Here is a 17,222-nt window from a genome sequence, read left to right on the forward strand (position 1 = left end):
ATGGTCAAAGAAGCTGTTAAACATCTGGAACCATACGTCCCCGAACTGACTTTGGATCAACTGAAGAAAAAAGTCGGCCTCGATAAGCTTGTCCGGTTATCCGCCAACGAAAATGCTTTTGGCACGTCACCGGATGTGGCCAAAGCACTGGATAAATGGCATTATCAAAATGCCAATTTGTATCCGGACAGTAACGCCGAAGAGTTAAGAGAAATCATTGCCACTCAGTTTGACATCAAGCCTGACAAGTTGATCTTTGGTAACGGACTGGATGAAATTATCGAACTTTTATCCAGGGTGCTTTTGGAACCCGGGGATGAGGTGCTTGATCCCGAACCGACTTTTTCCGAGTATGCGCTGCATTCTGCCATTGAGGGTGCCAAACTTAAATCAGTTGCCCTGGATGAATCCGGAACCATTGATTTGAAGGCGATGGTCTGTGCGGTCACTCCCAAGACAAAAATGGTTTGGATCTGTAATCCCAACAATCCAACCGGGACTTTTCTGGAAGCCGACGCCATTCGCTCATTTATTGCTGATATTCCCGCCAGTGTGACGGTGATTGTTGATGAGGCTTACATCGATTTTACCGGCAACCCTAAAGATTCTGCGATTGGGCTGACTGATGAGTTTTCGAACTTAGTGGTATTACGGACATTTTCAAAGGCATACGGTTTGGCTAACTTTCGGGTTGGCTTTGCGGTGTGTTCCGAGCCCCTCATCGGGTATCTTCAAGCCGTTAGACTACCATATAATTTAAGTACATTTGCTGAAATTGCCGCAACGGCTGCTTTCAAGGATCAGGCATTTGTGGCAGCAACCGTTAAAAAGGTGATTGAGGAACGCAAAAAGTGGGAACACTTTCTTATCAAAAGCGGTTTACCATTTTATGATTCCGCAACGAATTTTATTTTCTTTCAGGTAAAAGGTGGCGATGCTGATGAGCTTCATAAATTTTTGTTGGAGAATGGTTACCTTCTTCGGAACGGTTTACGCAAGGGTTGGCTGCGGGTTACCATCGGCAAGCCGGAAGCCAATGCGGCCGTTCAAAAACTAATTTCAAAATTTCTTGCAATATAATTACTTACAAAAAGTAGCATTCGATTCGAGAATGCGTTAATATTAGTTTTACTGGAAATTACGACCTTCAACTCGTGGATTCTCCAGAATCTAATTGAAATGATGGTGGTTTTATGCAAGACAACAGTCGAACTCGGGTTGTTGTTGGTATGAGTGGAGGAGTCGACTCTTCTGTCGTCGCTTATCTGCTCAAACAACAAGGATACGATGTGATTGGCGTTTTCATGAAGAACTGGGATGATACTGATGAAAACGGCGTATGTACTGCAACCGAAGACTATAAAGACGTTGCTAAAGTCGCTAATCGGATCGGCATCCCGTATTATTCTGTTAACTTTGAAAAGGAGTATTGGGACCGTGTGTTCACATACTTCTTGGATGAATATAAAAAAGGCAGAACTCCCGATCCTGACGTTATTTGTAATAAGGAAATCAAGTTCAAAGCATTCTTGGATTACGCTTTGGAATTGGGTGCCGATTACATTGCAACCGGGCACTATGCCCAATTAACTCGTGATGCAGATGGACACAACCATTTGCTCCGGGCAACCGACGGTAACAAGGACCAGACCTACTTCTTAAGTCAGCTTTCCGCAGATCAGCTTGACCGGGTTATGTTCCCAATTGGTGACATGGTTAAGCCGGATGTTCGAAAGATTGCCAGAGAGGCCGGTTTGGCAACTGCCGACAAGAAAGATTCGGTTGGTATTTGTTTTATTGGTGAAAAGAACTTCAAGAACTTCCTGGGTCATTATTTACCTGCAACTCCAGGTAAGATGATGACTGTCGATGGCGAAGTGAAGGGTCAACACGATGGCTTGATGTATTACACAATCGGTCAGCGTCGTGGACTTGGAATCGGTGGCGATGGGATTGATAATCAGCCATGGTTCGTTGTCGGTAAGGATTTAAAGAAGAACATTTTATACGTTGGCAAAGGTTATCACAACCCATTGTTGTATGCGGATTACCTTGAGGCATCCGACATTCACTGGGTAAACAACCTTGACCGCGGCAAAGATTTTCATTGCACTGCCAAGTTCCGTTATCGTCAAAAAGATACCGGCGTGACCGTTCACATCAGTGATGATGGCAAGTCCGTCCGGGTTGATTTTGACGCACCGGTTCGGGCAATTACACCGGGACAGGCCGTTGTCTTCTATGATGGCAAAGAGTGCCTTGGTTCTGCGATTATCGATGCTGCTTATAAGCATGCCGAAGAGCTTCAGTACGTTTAAAGATACAAAAAAAGTTGACGAAATTTCGTCAGCTTTTTTATTTTATCTTGATTATTTTTAAATTAAACGTGTGTGGTTAACAGCCCGACCAACCGGCCGTAATTCCCTTTTTGAATGCTGCCAATACTTCAGCACCATTGGTAATTTGAACAGCTCCGTCCAATAATTCAGCATCGTCGCTTAAACGAATGCTGTTAGCCTGAAAGTCCAACTTGAGGCCTTTTCCCAGGAAGGTTAAATCATAGCTGGATGTATAAAGTGGAATGTTGGCATCATTTTCCAGTTGGATCGGATAAGCCGAGTCCGGCTGATCCAAGATAACCAGGCTAAAGTCGGCACCAATTGTGCAGGCGCCACCTTTTAAAGAATACTTGCCACCGCCGTCATCGGCTATCAACAGAAGGGTTTTGCCTTTAAATCGTGAATCACTCAGTAGGGTTTTCATTGAATCGGTTATTTTGATTTTTGCCATGATTATTCGCCTCCAACTATATTGTACACAATTGTTTTAAAAGTAAAAGCAAATTTTTAATTAGAAGTTCCGTTATGCTTTTGAAATCAGCCGCTTTTCCTGTCATAATGTAAGAAGCTAAAACTAGTTTTGGAGGAATGCAATTTGACTAAGTTGTACTTTGTTCGGCACGGTAAAACAGAATGGAATCTTGAAAGCCGCTATCAAGGTGCTGGTGGCGACTCACCACTACTTCCCCAAAGCTACGATGAAATGGACTTGTTGGGCAAACACTTTCAAAAGGTCGTTTTTGCCCACATATACGCCAGTCCAATCAAACGAGCGCGGGTAACGGCAGCACGGATTAGCCGTAAATTGAAAAAGCATCCAAAGATCTCCCTGCTTTCCCGACTGGAAGAATTTCATCTTGGAAAGATGGAGGGGCAAAAGTTTGTCGACGTTGAGAAACAGTACCCAGAGGAATTTGAAGATTTTCGCAATCATCCAGACTTGTATGATCCAAAAGCCATTGGAGGCGAAAGTTACCGGGATGTGATCAACCGAATGACTCCGGCAATCACGGCGATTGTGAAGGCTTATCCGGATGACAATATTTTAATCGTGAGTCATGGGGCCGCGTTAAATGCTGAGATTAACGCCTTACTTGGCGTGCCGCTCCCCGACTTGCGAAAGCGCGGTGGATTGGCGAATACCAGCACCACAATTTTGGAAAGTAATGATGCTGGCCAGTCGTATCAGCTACTTGACTGGAATGACACCAGTTATTTGAACAAAAAATTAGACCCGACAGATTTGGTATAGGTGACAATATGGCAAACAATTCAGATAAAATCAAAAAATTACAAAAACAAAATCAAGAAAATCAACGTAAATATACTAAGAAACGTGAGGCTGAAGAAGCCAAGGCTAAAGAGGCCATTCATAAGTTGGTTCAAAAAGTCGACCAGGATCCAAATAACTATCATCACTACTACGATCTGGCGACATTTTTGGTTGAAGCCAAGGATTACGAACAGGCTGAAGAATTACTGATGAAGGCGCTTGGCTTATTTGACAAGGCCTCCCAGGATGTTAAGAATACCCTGCAGTTTGGACTGGGAAACGTTTATTATGCAGCTGCCGAATATGATAAAGCAATCAAGATTTTTCAAGGAATCAAAGATAAGAAGCTGCAGGCTGAATCATACATCATGCTTGCCCAAAGCTATATGGCCAAAGGCGACAACAAGCGGGCAATGGTCTTTGCCCTGTCAGCTCAAAGTTCCCGGCACGATGATCCTGACGTTAACCAGATGATTGGAGACAACCTTTTGGCACTGGGCAATTTTGCTCAAGCCGGTGAATTTTACGATAATGTACTGAAGACTGAACCCGAGAATGGAAAAGCCAATTTTAATCGGGGCATTGTCGCAATGGTTAATGGTGAAGCTTTTGACAAATATTTTGAAAAAGCCAAGCAGGATGATCCAGTTTACTTCAAAAATGGTCAGCGAAAATTAAAAGATATTGAAAAAGTGATTCAGATTAACAAAGACAAGAATAAAGATAAGAAACAAAAGTAATGACTGTGATGAATAGGGAGGACCGTCTTGGATCGTTCAATGGATTTATTTGGCTCAGAACAGAATAATCATGAACCACAATATGTTGATGGCCGATTAAAGGCGATCTTCTTTTCGAGTAACGACAGTTTTTATAAAGTGGTCCTGGTGGAAATTACCGATACCAACGTTGATTGGCCCGAAGATGAAATTGTCGTGACCGGTAATTTTGGTGATCTGGTCGAAGAAAACAGCTATCATTTCACTGGCAAATTGGTTGACCACCCGCGTTATGGGAAGCAGTTTCAAGCCAGCAACTACACCAGTGTGATTGCCACCACCAGGGAGGGGGTCGTCAAATACCTGTCTGGTGAGCAATTCCCCGGGATTGGTAAGAAGACCGCCGAACGAGTGGTTGACGTGTTGGGCGACGACGCGATCGAAAAGATCACTGCTGATGGCCGGGTCCTTGACAATGTGCCAATCAGTTCCAAATTACGGACGGCAATCGTTGAGAATTTGAATACCGATGATAATTTGGAAAAAGTCATTGTCGGCTTAAACAGCTATGGATTTTCCAGCGCGATTGCCTCGTCAATTTATCAAAAATATCATGAAGATGCATTGAAAATTATTGCCGAAAATCCTTACCAGTTAGTTGAGGATATCGATGGCATCAGCTTTAAAAAGGCCGATGCCATCGCCCTTCGACTGGGAATTGTCCCCGATTCAAATGAACGAATCCGCGCCGGACTGATGTACGCAATTGATGAACTCTGTCTTCAAAATGGTGATACATATACAACCACCGGGCCACTGATTGAAACGGCCATCAACGTTTTGGAAGGCAATTCCAACCAACAGATTCCCGGCAAAAAACTAGCAGAAAGCTTGGTTGAACTTGCCAAAGAAGGCAAAGTTGTCGGCGAAGAAAATCGAATTTATTTAACCCGTTTATATAATGCCGAAGTCCAGATTGCCGATCATTTAAATCGGGTAATTAAAAATAAGGATGATGAAGATCAGCTCAAAGAAGATGCTATCAAAAAGCAGCTTCGGGTGGTTGAAAAGCAATTTGATATTAATTACGACGATTCTCAAGTTGCCGCAATTGTCCAGGCAATCCAATCACCGGCGTTTATTTTGACTGGTGGACCCGGTACCGGAAAGACGACCATCATTAATGGGATCGTGAATACCTACGCGCGACTGCACGAGTATTCATTGGATATTAATTCGTATAAGGATAAGCCGTTTCCAATTGTTTTGGCTGCGCCAACAGGCCGGGCGGCCAAACACATGACGGAATCAACCGGCTTACCTGCCAGCACGATTCACAGACTTTTGGGCCTCAATGGCCGCGAGTCCAATGACACTGCCGGCACCAAGGATATTGAAGGAGCCTTGTTGATTATTGATGAAATGTCGATGGTCGATACCTACTTGTTCAGATCATTGGTTCGGGCAATTCCCAATCATATGCAGGTTGTCTTAGTAGGTGATCAGGATCAGTTGCCATCAGTTGGACCCGGACAGGTTTTTCACGATTTACTGGTATCAAAACAAATTCCCGCCATGCAGCTGAACACCATTTACCGTCAGGAAAAAGGATCTTCGATTATTCAATTGGCGCATGATATTCATCGTGGCAAGCTGTCGGCTGATTTTACCGAGAACCAATCTGACCGATCCTTTATTCCCTGTAACGAATATCAGATCTCGTCGGTGATCCAACAGGTTACCAAACGGGCCAAACAAAAGGATTTTGGCTTAATGGATGTCCAGGTATTGGCCCCGATGTATCGTGGCCGGGCAGGAATTGACCGCTTGAATGACGTCGTTCAGGATGTTTGGCAGGGGGACGCTGCCGGCAAGAAATCCGTCACCATCCGCGAACACACTTATCGGATTGGTGATAAAGTGCTTCAGCTGGTTAATAATCCGGAACGAAACGTTTTTAACGGTGATATCGGGATTATCGTTGGGATGGAAACCGTTAAGGACCAGAAGACCCCGAACAAAATTACAATTGATTTTGATGAAACTGAAGTCACGTATGAAAAGAACGAATGGACGCAGTTTACATTAGCGTACTGTACTTCGATTCATAAGGCTCAGGGTAGTGAATTTAAAATGGTTATTTTACCGATTGTCCGCCAATTTTCACGGATGCTGCAGCGAAATCTGCTTTACACAGCTGTGACCCGGGCAAGCGATTTCCTGATCATGTTGGGCGAAAAAGAAGCTTTTGAACAATGTGTCCGCAACGTTTCGGTTAATCGGCAGACAAGTCTGGTTAAACGTCTGGTTGATGCCATTGGCTTAAAGGTTAGTGATGACGGCAGTGAGGAAGATTCGACCCAAGAACCCGAAACCGCCGGTCTTTCTGCCGTGGAAAGTGCCGATCATGCTGAGAAACAAGCCCTGCCCGATCATTTAACGAATGATGTTATTAATCAAAATCTAATTGATCCGATGATCGGAATGGATGACGTAAGTCCTAAAGACTTCATGAAGTCTTAGGATTATCAGTGAAAACTTACAAAGTTCGGGCAAAATTATGTTAAAATTTAAGGTAAATAGGTAAAGAAGAATACTTGGAGGATATCATGGCCGAATCAAATACGCATCCCAATCTTAAATTATTTTCTTTAAGTTCCAACCGCCACTTGGCTGAGGAAATTAGTAAGGCAGTCGGTGTGCCGCTTGGTAAAGCAACTGTTGAAAAGTTCAGCGATGATGAAATCAAAATCAGTGTTGATGAAAGTATTCGGGGCGATGAAGTTTACATCATTCAATCTGTCTCGGATCCGGTCAACTCCAATTTGATGGAGTTGCTGATTATGGTTGATGCAGTCCGTCGGGCAAGCGCAAAGTCAATTAACGTGGTAATTCCTTACTACGGATACTCACGGGCAGACCGCAAAGCCCGTTCCAGAGAACCAATTACTGCAAAACTAGTTGCCTCTTTCTTGGAAATGGATGGGGTTGATCGAGTGGTTGCACTTGATCTTCACGCAGACCAAATTCAAGGTTTCTTCAACATTCCTGTTGATCATTTAAAGGCAGATACTTTGTTGGCACACTATTTTACCAACACGCATAACAGTTCTGACGTTGTGGTTGTCTCACCGGATCATACTGGTGTTTCCCGAGCTAGAAAGTTCGCTGAACTTTTGAACGCCCCAATTGCCATTATTGATAACCGCTCGCCTGAAGATTCAACGACAGTTCCTGAATCAGTCATTGGAAGTGTTGAAGGAAAACGGGCAGTTATTGTTGACGATATGATTGATACAGCGTTCAAACTGACAATCGCAGCTGAAACGTTGAAGAAGGCCGGAGCAAAAGATGTTTTTGCGATCGCAACTCATGCCGTCTTCTCCGGGGATGCTCAAAAACGTCTTCAAGATTCAGCAATCAAAAAAGTGATTGTAACAAATTCAATTAGTATCTCCAAAGCCGACCAATTTGAAAAGCTTGAAGTTGTCTCCGTCGGACCATTGTTTGGCGAGGCAATCAATCTGATTCATAACCAGAAATCAGTTGGAAAGCTGTTTGGAAGATAAAATATTTTACGAGGTGGTTTGATTTATGTATAGTTATAAGGCAAATGACAATCGTTATGAAAACGCAGTTGTCCGCAGAGCCGGCAATTCCGGACTGCAGTTACCAGCGTTATCATTTGGTTTGTGGCACAGTTTTGGTGACGATGCCAACTACGGTGACAGTGAAAAAGTCATTTTAAAAGCCTTTGACTTGGGTATTTTTAGTTTTGATAATGCGTACAATTATGGTCCAAGTGCCGGTGCCGCTGAAAGAATGTTTGGTGAAGTCTACCGTGCCAACCTGAAGCCATACCGTGATGAACTGGTGATTACAACCAAAGCCGGTTTTAATATGTGGCCCGGACCTTACGGAAACTTCTCATCCAAGAAGACTTTAGTCAATGCATTGGATGGCAGCTTAAAACGAATGGGCTTGGATTATGTTGATATTTATTACAGTCATCGGTTCGATCCAAACACCAGCCTCGAAGAAACTGCCGAAGCATTGGATGAAATTGTTCGTTCCGGTAAAGCTTTGTACATTGGAATTTCTAATTACAACGCCAAACAAACTGCAGAAATTATTAAATACTTTAAAGAATTCCACACACCATTTGTTGTTAATCAGGCATCTTATAACATGTTGAACCGTGGGATTGAAGAAGACGGTCTTTTGGATACTTTAAGCAAGAATAATAAAGCACTGGTTGCTTATGGACCACTTGCCGAAGGATTGTTAACCGATAAATACCTTAACGGGATGGATGACAATGTGAAGATTCACTGGAGCAACCAATTTGTGATCAAGCATGGTAAGGACGAATTGGTTAAGAAGCTTAATGAATTAAATGACATTGCCAAGAACCGTGATCAGACTTTAGCTCAGATGTCACTGGCATGGCTGCTGCATGATAAGACGGTTGCCAGTGTTGTAACTGGGGCTTCAAAGATCAATCACTTGGAAGATAATCTTAAAGCTGTTCAAAACCTTAACTTTACCCAAGATGAACTTGATCAAATCGACAAGATTGTTAAAGAATAATTAGGATTAAAAGAAACGTTTTCAAAATTAAGCGTTAAACTGGGATTAAACCGGTTTAATGCTTTTTATTTGGTATAATCTAAGCAAAGACCTTTGACCGTGAATGGAGAATAATTATGACAAAGAAAGTGACAATTACTGATCTGGCAGCTCGCGCCAACGTTTCCGTGACGACCGTCTCTCAAATTCTGAATGGCAAGGCCGCACGTTTCAGTAGTAAAACAGTTGCAAAAGTAAAGCAGCTTCAAAAAGACATGGGTTATGTTCCGGACTTCAACGCTCAAAGTTTAATCCGAAAGAGTGGGCGAACAATTGGGGTTTTAATTCCCAACATTAATAACCCATTCTTCAGCAGATTTTTGCGAGGAATTGAAGCCGAAGCAATTAAACAGAATTATGTACCGCTTATTTTTGGCTCTGACAACAGTCAAGAACGGGAGACACACTATTTATTTGAATCTGTCAGAAGGGCCGCAGACGGGATGATAATCGCTTCTGCAGTGTCTGACGTTAATTATATTGATAATATTTTAAATCAAAACGGCATTCCGTATATTTTGATTGATCAGGCGCCCGTTGCCAAGGGTGACCGGGTTGACGCCAATAACCTTAAAGGCGGCGAAATGTTGGCCAATTATTTAATCAAAAAAGGGCACACAAACGTGGCTGTGGTTTGTTCCGAAAAGCCAACTTTGAATTTGCAGCAGCGACTTGAGGGATTCGTCGAAGCTTTCAAAAAGAATGGCACGCCAATCCCAGATGAGCGAATTATCACAACTCAGTTGACCAAGCAGGGCGGCTATGATGCCACTCCAGCAGCGCTGGCAACCAAGCCAAACGCCATATTTGCAATTAATGATGAGATTGCCATTGGCCTGTATCGTGGGATTGAAGAAGCCGGTTTGAAGATTCCGGAAGACATTTCCGTCGTTGGTTATGATGATATCGATCTGAGTGAATATATTTATCCCAAATTAACGACGATTCATCAGCCAGCATTTGAAATGGGAACCAATGCCGCTCAAATGATCATTAAACGGATTGAAAATCAAAATCAACCAATTCAGCGAATCTCACTTCCCGTCTCTTTGGTCGAGCGAAACAGCGTTAATCAGATCGACTAAATTCCAATAGTTGTTAAACGAATTAGAATTTGATAGAATCTAGTTAAAGGTTTTAGCACACTATATAAAAGGACTTAGAGGAGCTTATTATGATAAATAGAGTGGTTGTTCTTGGTAGCTTAAATGTTGATACAACGTTGCATATTGACCAAATGCCAAAGCCTGGTGAAACAATCAGTGCAAAGAGCAAGACGAATTCTGCCGGTGGAAAGGGTGCCAATCAAGCCGTTGCCGCTGTTCGTTCCGGTGCCGTTATCAGTTTTATCGGCCAAGTCGGCGATGACGGCAATGGAAAATTTATGATTGACGCTTTGGAAAATGATGGGATTAACACGGATCATGTAGCCGTTGACAAAGTTGAGGGTACCGGTTCGGCTGTTATCCTGTTGGATAGCCAAGGCCAGAACAGCATCATGGTTTACGGTGGTGCCAATCAGGCAATGAAGCCGGCTATGATGGTCGACGCTGAACCGCTCATTGAAAATGCTGATATTTTGATTTCCGAGTTCGAGACGCCACAAGACGTCACTTACGAAGCTTTCAAACTTGCCAAGCAGCATGGTGTCACAACAATTCTAAATCCCGCTCCGGCAGCAGAAATTATTGACGGTTTGCTGGAAGTGACCGATCTCATTGTTCCTAATGAAACTGAAAGTGCTTCTCTGACGGGCATTGAAGTCACCGATAACGATTCAATGGATCGTAATGCGGAAAAATTTGCCCAGATGGGGATCGACAATTTGATCATCACGGTTGGCTCACGAGGAGCTTACTATCACACCGCGGATGGCAGCGGCTTTGTTCCTGCCTTTAAGGTCAAAGCAAAGGATACGACTGCAGCCGGCGATACATTCATCGGCGCTTTCAGTTCGAAAGTCAACAAGGATTTATCCAACGTTGAAGAGGCACTGACATATGCGCAACAAGCCTCATCGATTACCGTCCAGCGGCTGGGGGCATTACCCTCAATTCCAACGGAAAAGGAAATTAACGCAGAATATAAGTAATGGCGGTCTATTTGGGTAGTAAACGTTTTCAGAAAATGAGTTTTGGATAAGGTGTTGCTTTCTTGAAAATTATCTGGTAGTATATCCTCACGTTAGCAGGAGAGCTGAATTCAGTAACTTCCTGCTCCACGAAAGCATCGTTGATTTACAAATTCAAATTTCACTTTCAAAGGAGTTTATAGCTATGAGTAATAAGTTAGAAATTCTCAGAGAATACCAAAAGGCATCCTCCAAGCTTGATCAATTAAAAACCGAAGAAGCAGACAAGATCAAGTCTACCTCAGTGAATACGAGTTCTACCCAAGTAATCACACCACAGTTTGGAAACGAAATGACACATTTAAATGAAGAATGCATGCAGTTGAATATGATTCTTGAAGCAATGGATGCTTCAGAAGACTAATCATTGTATGGGAGGCGACACTATCACGTTATAGTGTCGCCTTTTGTTATGTGCCCGATATGGCTTTTTGTATGAAACTAAAAAAGGACCACTGATTTGAATTCTGAAAATGAATTTCAAATTAGTGGTCCTTTTAAGATTGTTTATATTTTATTTTAGAAATTATCTGATAGCAAAGCTGACGATACCGCGATCTTAATTTGATTTCTGCCTTGGAGTTTTGCCAGCCAATTTTCCGGGAAGGTTACCGGTGCAAATAGCAGGGATGCCAGCATCGAAGTAATTGACCCAATCGTATCGGCGTGATTTCCCAAGTTGACGGCTTTTGATACGGCAACGTTATACTGTTCGGAATTCATGAGGCACCAAAAGACGGAATTAAGCGTCGAGATAACATCACTGGACGGTTTAATTTTGGTGCTGGACTGACGGAGGAAGTGAGCCTCCTCTAATTGCTCAAAAAAGGGCACCTGAGCCGCAAATTGATCCTTTGAGCGGTAATAGTCCAAGACTTCTTTAACAGCCCTCAGCATGGCGTATTTGTTCGGATTTTGGATTAGTCTGATGATCACATTGGTTAAGATTCCGGATCCAATGTATGCCTTGGGTGTTCGATTGGTTGTGGCAGTAAAATCATGAACCAATTTGACAGTCTCATCATTGAACGAATAGTTGGGATTCTTGGTTAAAATATAGAACGCCAGCGGCATCAACCGTTTTAAGGCCGTATTATTGTTATCCGCGTCCTGAACGCCACCGCACAATTCCGGCTGGGTGCCGTTATCAAAACGTGAAATGGCTGATTGAGTCGTATTATTGACATCGTATGCGTGGTTAAATGGTGTGTAATCCCCAAAATGATACCACTGGGAATAGCGGGTCATTAAGTCGTAGAGGTTATACCCAAACGTCAAGCTGACTAACGAAGCAATTGACAATGACGTGTCATCCGACCAGGTTCCGGCGGGAACGTTGGCTGAAAGATGACCAACCATCTGAATGACTGGATCATCAAAAGGATTACTTCGAGTATCGTGCTGGATTGGAAATCCCAGCGCGTCACCCAAAGCAACCGCGGTTAATGATTGAAATAATAGGTAGCTGGTTGAATACATGGTATTACCTCGTCGTTAATTTCCCAATATCAAAGAGGGGATCAAATCCAGAAGGGATATTTGACCGTCTCTAGTTTGAGATTGTAAGTTCGTTCACCCAGTTCTTCACCGTCAATTTGGCCATAACGATTACCATTTGTTTTGATAAACAGCTGCTTTTCATGATAATGATGGATGAATTTGAGTTGTAAGTGTCTCTTTAAAAATATCATAGATATAAATAAAATCAATTGCCAAAGGCTCGGTTTTTCGACGACGACCATGTCCAAATGATCGTCCAACGCTGATGCAGTGGGAACGATATTGATTCCACCACCAAAATAAGGAATATCAGTTGTCGTTAATAAAAATGTATGTTGAAAGATGTGTTTCGATTCATTTTCCGGAATAATTTCCGCGTAAAATCCTTTAAAATTGATGATGACGTTTAATATAGCCGCAATATATGAAAATTTCCCGAAAAAATGATTACTTTTTAATGATGAGCGATTGGCTAAATGAACGACGCTGGCATCAAAGCCAATCCCAAAGTTATTGGTAAAGAAACCATCTGTATGATTATCGAGATCGGTATAGTGGCCGACGTTAATGGTTGTTGGTGAGTCTGAGTGCAAAATATTGCTCAACGCTTTTTCCCATTTCAGTGGGATCTTCAGGCCCCTGGCAAAATCATTCCCAGATCCAATCGGTAAAAACGAAATTGGAACCTGCTTTTCAGTGGGGTGAGCCTCGTAGTACCGCTTGCAGCCCAATAAAGTTTCATGCAGCGTTCCGTCTCCACCAGCAGCAATAATAACAACGTCTTTTTGTTTAGTTGCCGCAATTTTTCCTAGAATTTGTTTTGTCAATTCGACAGCATGATCCGCATATTCCGTGTAAACCGCCTTATAAGCAACGTTTTTGGCCGCCAGATATTTTTTGATATCAGGCCAAACTTTTTTGGCATTGCCGCCGCCCGCAAATAGGTTTGTGATTATGAAGTATTTCATTGGAAAGGATTCCCCCAGCTCAATATGGTTAATTATGTAAAAAAACTTGAGGACCAGATATTCAAAATATCCGATTCTCAAGCTTTCTGATTAGTAACGTTAAATCTATTATTATTTACCATTCATGATTAACATTGGTAAAATCATTGGATGTCTTTCAGTCTTGTCATATAAGAATTCCTGAAGATCATCAATGATGGCGTTTCTAATAGAAGACTCAGTGGCTTTCTTAGCGCGCATTGATTTTCGAATTGTCTTGAATACTCGACGGCGACCTTCATCTAAAAGTTCACCGGATTCACGCATGTAGACAAAACCACGTGAGAGAATATCAGGACCTGATTGGATCTCCTGGTTATTCAAATTGATTGTGGCAACAACCACGACAATTCCTTCTTCGGAAAGCAATTGACGATCTCGTAACACAACGTTGCCGACATCACCGATTCCGCTGCCGTCGATATAAACATCGCCAGCGGTGAAATGACCAGCCATTCGGGCAGTGTCCTTTGAGAGGGCCAAAACATCACCATTTTGCATGATGAAGCTGTGATCCATTGGAACACCACATTGTTCAGCTAATTCCGTATGAATTTTAAGCATTCGGTATTCACCGTGAATTGGCATGAAGAATTTAGGCTTCATTAATCGCAACATTAACTTTTGTTCTTCCTGGCCACCATGACCGGAAGTGTGAATGTTGTTAACTCGGCCATGAATAACATTGGCACCGGCTTCTTCAAGCTTGTTAATAACACTGTTAACGCTGGTTGTGTTACCTGGAATTGGGTTACTTGAAAAGATAACCGTGTCGCCAGGCTGAATGGAGATCTGACGGTGGGTACCGTTGGCAATCCGTGAAAGGGCAGCCATTGGCTCACCTTGAGATCCGGTACATAAGATTAAAGTTTTATTGGCTGGAAGTGATTGTAGTTCATGAGCATCAACGAACGCATCATCAGGAATATCGAGATACCCTAATTCACGTCCATTAACGATCGCTGCATCCATGCTTCGGCCGAAAACAGCAATCTTTCTGCCATGGGCCATTGCATTATCACAAGCAGTCTTAATTCGAGAAATATTTGAAGCGAATGTTGCAAAGATAATTCGTTCTTTAATATTGTCGAATATGTGGGCGATTGAGTTTCCAACCCATTTTTCAGAGTGGGTCCAGATTGGCTTTTCAGCATTCGTACTGTCAGACATCAAACAAAGGACGCCTTCAGCACCCAATCGGGCCATTTCTTGAAGATCAGGCGGCTGGTTGGTCACTGGTGTGAGGTCGAATTTATAATCACCAGTTTCCACGATTACCCCAACCGGAGTGTGCACTGCAATTCCGACAGTATCGGGAATTGAGTGGGTCGTTCTAAAGAATGAAACTTTCATTTTTCGGAACTTCAGAACAGACTTATCACTGATTTCGTGTAATTCAACAGAATTCAGTAAGCCATGTTCTTCCAATTTATTTTTGATAAGCGCCATCGCAAGTGGTCCGGCATAAATAGGGACGTTTAAAACCTTCATCAAATATGGGACACCACCAATATGATCTTCGTGACCATGGGTGATGACCAAAGCTTTGATCTTATCCTTATTTTCAACCAGATACTGGTAGTCTGGAATAACATAATCGACACCTAACAGGTCATCTTCAGGAAATTTGATTCCCGCATCAATCAGGATGATTTCATCCTGGAATTGAATACCATAAGTGTTCTTACCAATTTCTCCCAAACCACCAACGCCATAGATAGCTGCTTCGTTATTTTTGACGTTTAGTTTTTTCATTTATTATTAAACTCCGTTACTTTGTAATCAGGACTACTTTGCTCATATTCCAAGTGCTTTCCTTGGAGGGGCTCGATAAATTCAATATCATAATCGGTATTGTCTTCAACAAGCGCATGAGCTTCAACTTCTGTGTCGGCCTCAACATAGAGTGTATGCGTCGTCTCCCGGCGAGGACTGATCTTCTTGCTGGGTTGATATAAAACCTTCCAAATCATAAAAAAACTCCTTTAAAATTATACAATTTTTTGCAGAAACTCGAGGTTTCCTTACGGACAAGTGGTTGTGAAAACACAACTAATAACGATATTCTACCATAATATTAAAATTAAGTATATAAACATGAAAGTAATCAGCAAACGGCAATGCATGGTAAAATTGGTTTAACGAAAAGAAATGAGGCTCGGTTATGAACATTGATTTGATTATTCAAATTATTATTGGATTGGTGGCGGCATTCGCTGTTTATAATTTAATCCACTACATATTTGTAACTCGTCCGGGAAGAAAACGGTTGGCACTTGCCCAGCGGATTGCCAATGAAGCGGTTAAGGCTTCAATTAACAAACTGGTTGAACAGAAAGCCTTATCGCCATTTGATGAAAGTGATTTCAAATCCGAGGATATCGCGGAAGTATGGGGCAGGGGAGTAATGGCCTTTGAGTATCACCTGCCGGTGGTTAAAATAAACGATTCAATTCCAGAATTTCGCCAGTCACTTACAAAGACGCTGGAAAAATATAGTGATGATCACCATATGCACGCCCACACGGAGCAGGCTGATCGGCCGGCGTTCATGGTGACAGATGTCTGGCAGCTGGATGACCGGGTGCATTTTGATGTCGCTTATTTGATTAATACGACCACGATTGAGTACGTGGATGATTTGAAGAGATTGCATTAATGATTATGACACACTAGTCGGTGTGTCTTTTTTTGTATATTTTTGCAAGCTTTCTTCTCATATCGGCAATCGCTTTGAGGTTGTGATCAATCGGTGGCACATACAAGCTTTCAGCTCCAGAAATTTTGGCAATAATTGTTTCTCCTTCTTCTTCGCTGCCAAAATATAGGTTCCAAATTGCAATGATAAGCTGTTGTGCAAATCTGCCATTCCAAGTGAGCAGGAATTTGTCGACATCTCTCGCCTTGCTGACCAACTGATTGGCTGAATCATATTGTTCGGTGTTTAAGTCAGTCTGAAGCAGAGTCAAATACATTCCCATTAATTCGTCACTGACATGGAACGGATCTCCCCTTGCTGTTAAATACTTTTGGCAGTTATTTTCAAATCTATTGACGATCGTTGGGATGAGGCTTTCACGGTGGCTGTTAATTGCTATCGGTAATAATATATCAGCGTTGCGAATTTCCTGTAAGGTCCAGGCTTTTGAGTTAAAAAGCTGGTTCCAAAAGCTTTCCATCGCTGGAGTGATTACGAAAGTTTTTGATTGGTATGTTTCAACTAAGACTTGGCCGATACCTGCAATCGATTTGAAGCTAAGATTGCCGCTGTTTTTATTTTCATTTATAATGTTGCCCATTTCTTGAAGATTGTGAACGTCATATGCGTCCTGTAGTTGTTGATTTAATTCTTGTTCAGAAGATCTGTGGTAATCATTTTGAATGAACCGAAATTCTTCAACTGAAATTAAGAGATTATCCAGAATCTGAAACAGCTTGGTTGCACTAATGTCATGTTCTCCGTTCTCAAATCGATGAGCAAATGAACGTGACATCACTCCTGAATAAACCTCGGACTGGGTGAATCCTTTAATTTGACGGATCATTTTGACGATTTGACCGATACTTTTCATATTTCTCTCCTATGTGGCATATTTGCAACATATTCTACATCGAATGGGTTCG

The 17,222-nt window shown here is 42.3% G+C and carries 17 protein-coding genes; 11 read left to right on the top strand and 6 right to left on the bottom strand.

Going from position 1 to position 17,222, the window contains the following annotated elements; all coding sequences use genetic code 11:
• Nucleotides 1-1,080: a histidinol-phosphate transaminase gene (hisC, locus tag LKE01_RS03170; RefSeq protein WP_056982145.1), complete on the top strand. Its 1,080-nt coding sequence runs from the start codon at nucleotides 1-3 to the stop codon at nucleotides 1,078-1,080.
• Nucleotides 1,081-1,193: 113 nt separating this feature from the next.
• Entirely contained in the window at nucleotides 1,194-2,318 is a 1,125-nt protein-coding gene (gene mnmA, locus LKE01_RS03175; protein ID WP_054769232.1) for a tRNA 2-thiouridine(34) synthase MnmA, read from the top strand.
• Nucleotides 2,319-2,394: 76 nt separating this feature from the next.
• Here mnmA and LKE01_RS03180 read toward each other — a convergent pair whose 3' ends face one another.
• On the bottom strand, nucleotides 2,395-2,790 hold the full coding sequence (locus LKE01_RS03180; RefSeq protein ID WP_054769231.1) for an iron-sulfur cluster biosynthesis family protein: 396 nt from the start codon (nucleotides 2,788-2,790) through the stop codon (nucleotides 2,395-2,397).
• A gap of 144 nt (nucleotides 2,791-2,934) precedes the next feature.
• On the opposite strand from LKE01_RS03180, the gene LKE01_RS03185 reads away from it, so the two are divergent.
• The 8 genes from LKE01_RS03185 (at nucleotide 2,935) to LKE01_RS03220 (ending at nucleotide 11,455) form a co-directional block, all read left to right on the top strand.
• The gene (locus tag LKE01_RS03185; RefSeq protein WP_056982147.1) at nucleotides 2,935-3,591 is read left to right on the top strand and encodes a histidine phosphatase family protein; all 657 of its coding nucleotides are present in this window, start codon (nucleotides 2,935-2,937) and stop codon (nucleotides 3,589-3,591) included.
• 8 nt (nucleotides 3,592-3,599) lie between these two features.
• The gene (locus LKE01_RS03190; protein ID WP_056982149.1) at nucleotides 3,600-4,352 is read left to right on the top strand and encodes a tetratricopeptide repeat protein; all 753 of its coding nucleotides are present in this window, start codon (nucleotides 3,600-3,602) and stop codon (nucleotides 4,350-4,352) included.
• A gap of 27 nt (nucleotides 4,353-4,379) precedes the next feature.
• Complete coding sequence (gene recD2 / locus LKE01_RS03195) at nucleotides 4,380-6,854, top strand: SF1B family DNA helicase RecD2 (RefSeq protein WP_082619740.1); 2,475 nt, start codon at nucleotides 4,380-4,382, stop codon at nucleotides 6,852-6,854.
• 86 nt (nucleotides 6,855-6,940) lie between these two features.
• A complete protein-coding gene (locus LKE01_RS03200; RefSeq protein WP_054769229.1) occupies nucleotides 6,941-7,900 on the top strand; it encodes a ribose-phosphate diphosphokinase in 960 nt (319 codons plus the stop codon).
• Nucleotides 7,901-7,925: 25 nt separating this feature from the next.
• Nucleotides 7,926-8,921 carry an aldo/keto reductase gene (locus LKE01_RS03205; RefSeq protein ID WP_056982151.1) on the top strand — a complete coding sequence of 332 codons (996 nt, stop codon included), beginning with the start codon at nucleotides 7,926-7,928 and terminating at the stop codon, nucleotides 8,919-8,921.
• 116 nt (nucleotides 8,922-9,037) lie between these two features.
• A complete protein-coding gene (gene rbsR / locus LKE01_RS03210) occupies nucleotides 9,038-10,045 on the top strand; it encodes a ribose utilization transcriptional repressor RbsR (protein WP_056982152.1) in 1,008 nt (335 codons plus the stop codon).
• Between the two features lie 89 nt (nucleotides 10,046-10,134).
• Complete coding sequence (gene rbsK, locus LKE01_RS03215; RefSeq protein WP_056982155.1) at nucleotides 10,135-11,052, top strand: ribokinase; 918 nt, start codon at nucleotides 10,135-10,137, stop codon at nucleotides 11,050-11,052.
• 184 nt (nucleotides 11,053-11,236) lie between these two features.
• On the top strand, nucleotides 11,237-11,455 hold the full coding sequence (locus LKE01_RS03220; RefSeq protein WP_056982157.1) for a hypothetical protein: 219 nt from the start codon (nucleotides 11,237-11,239) through the stop codon (nucleotides 11,453-11,455).
• Between the two features lie 155 nt (nucleotides 11,456-11,610).
• Here LKE01_RS03220 and LKE01_RS03225 read toward each other — a convergent pair whose 3' ends face one another.
• The 4 genes from LKE01_RS03225 to LKE01_RS03240 all read right to left on the bottom strand — a co-directional run bounded on the left by LKE01_RS03225 (nucleotide 11,611) and on the right by LKE01_RS03240 (nucleotide 15,571).
• Nucleotides 11,611-12,570, bottom strand: coding sequence for an ADP-ribosylglycohydrolase family protein (locus LKE01_RS03225; protein WP_054769228.1), 960 nt, complete (start codon nucleotides 12,568-12,570; stop codon nucleotides 11,611-11,613).
• Between the two features lie 41 nt (nucleotides 12,571-12,611).
• Nucleotides 12,612-13,559, bottom strand: coding sequence for a diacylglycerol/lipid kinase family protein (locus LKE01_RS03230; protein WP_056982159.1), 948 nt, complete (start codon nucleotides 13,557-13,559; stop codon nucleotides 12,612-12,614).
• Between the two features lie 111 nt (nucleotides 13,560-13,670).
• Complete coding sequence (gene rnjA / locus LKE01_RS03235) at nucleotides 13,671-15,353, bottom strand: ribonuclease J1 (protein ID WP_054769227.1); 1,683 nt, start codon at nucleotides 15,351-15,353, stop codon at nucleotides 13,671-13,673.
• On the bottom strand, nucleotides 15,350-15,571 hold the full coding sequence (locus tag LKE01_RS03240) for a DNA-directed RNA polymerase subunit epsilon (protein ID WP_054769226.1): 222 nt from the start codon (nucleotides 15,569-15,571) through the stop codon (nucleotides 15,350-15,352). Before LKE01_RS03240 ends, rnjA begins: the two co-directional genes overlap by 4 nt.
• 191 nt (nucleotides 15,572-15,762) lie before the next feature.
• Here LKE01_RS03240 and LKE01_RS03245 point away from each other — a divergent pair, with 191 nt between their 5' ends.
• Complete coding sequence (locus LKE01_RS03245) at nucleotides 15,763-16,257, top strand: hypothetical protein (protein WP_054769225.1); 495 nt, start codon at nucleotides 15,763-15,765, stop codon at nucleotides 16,255-16,257.
• Nucleotides 16,258-16,270: 13 nt separating this feature from the next.
• Here LKE01_RS03245 and LKE01_RS03250 read toward each other — a convergent pair whose 3' ends face one another.
• A complete protein-coding gene (locus LKE01_RS03250) occupies nucleotides 16,271-17,170 on the bottom strand; it encodes a helix-turn-helix domain-containing protein (protein ID WP_056982162.1) in 900 nt (299 codons plus the stop codon).
• Nucleotides 17,171-17,222 lie beyond the last annotated feature (52 nt).

Origin of the sequence: Lentilactobacillus kefiri (assembly GCF_007989105.1) — a bacterium.
Classification (GTDB): Bacteria; Bacillota; Bacilli; order Lactobacillales; family Lactobacillaceae; genus Lentilactobacillus; species Lentilactobacillus kefiri.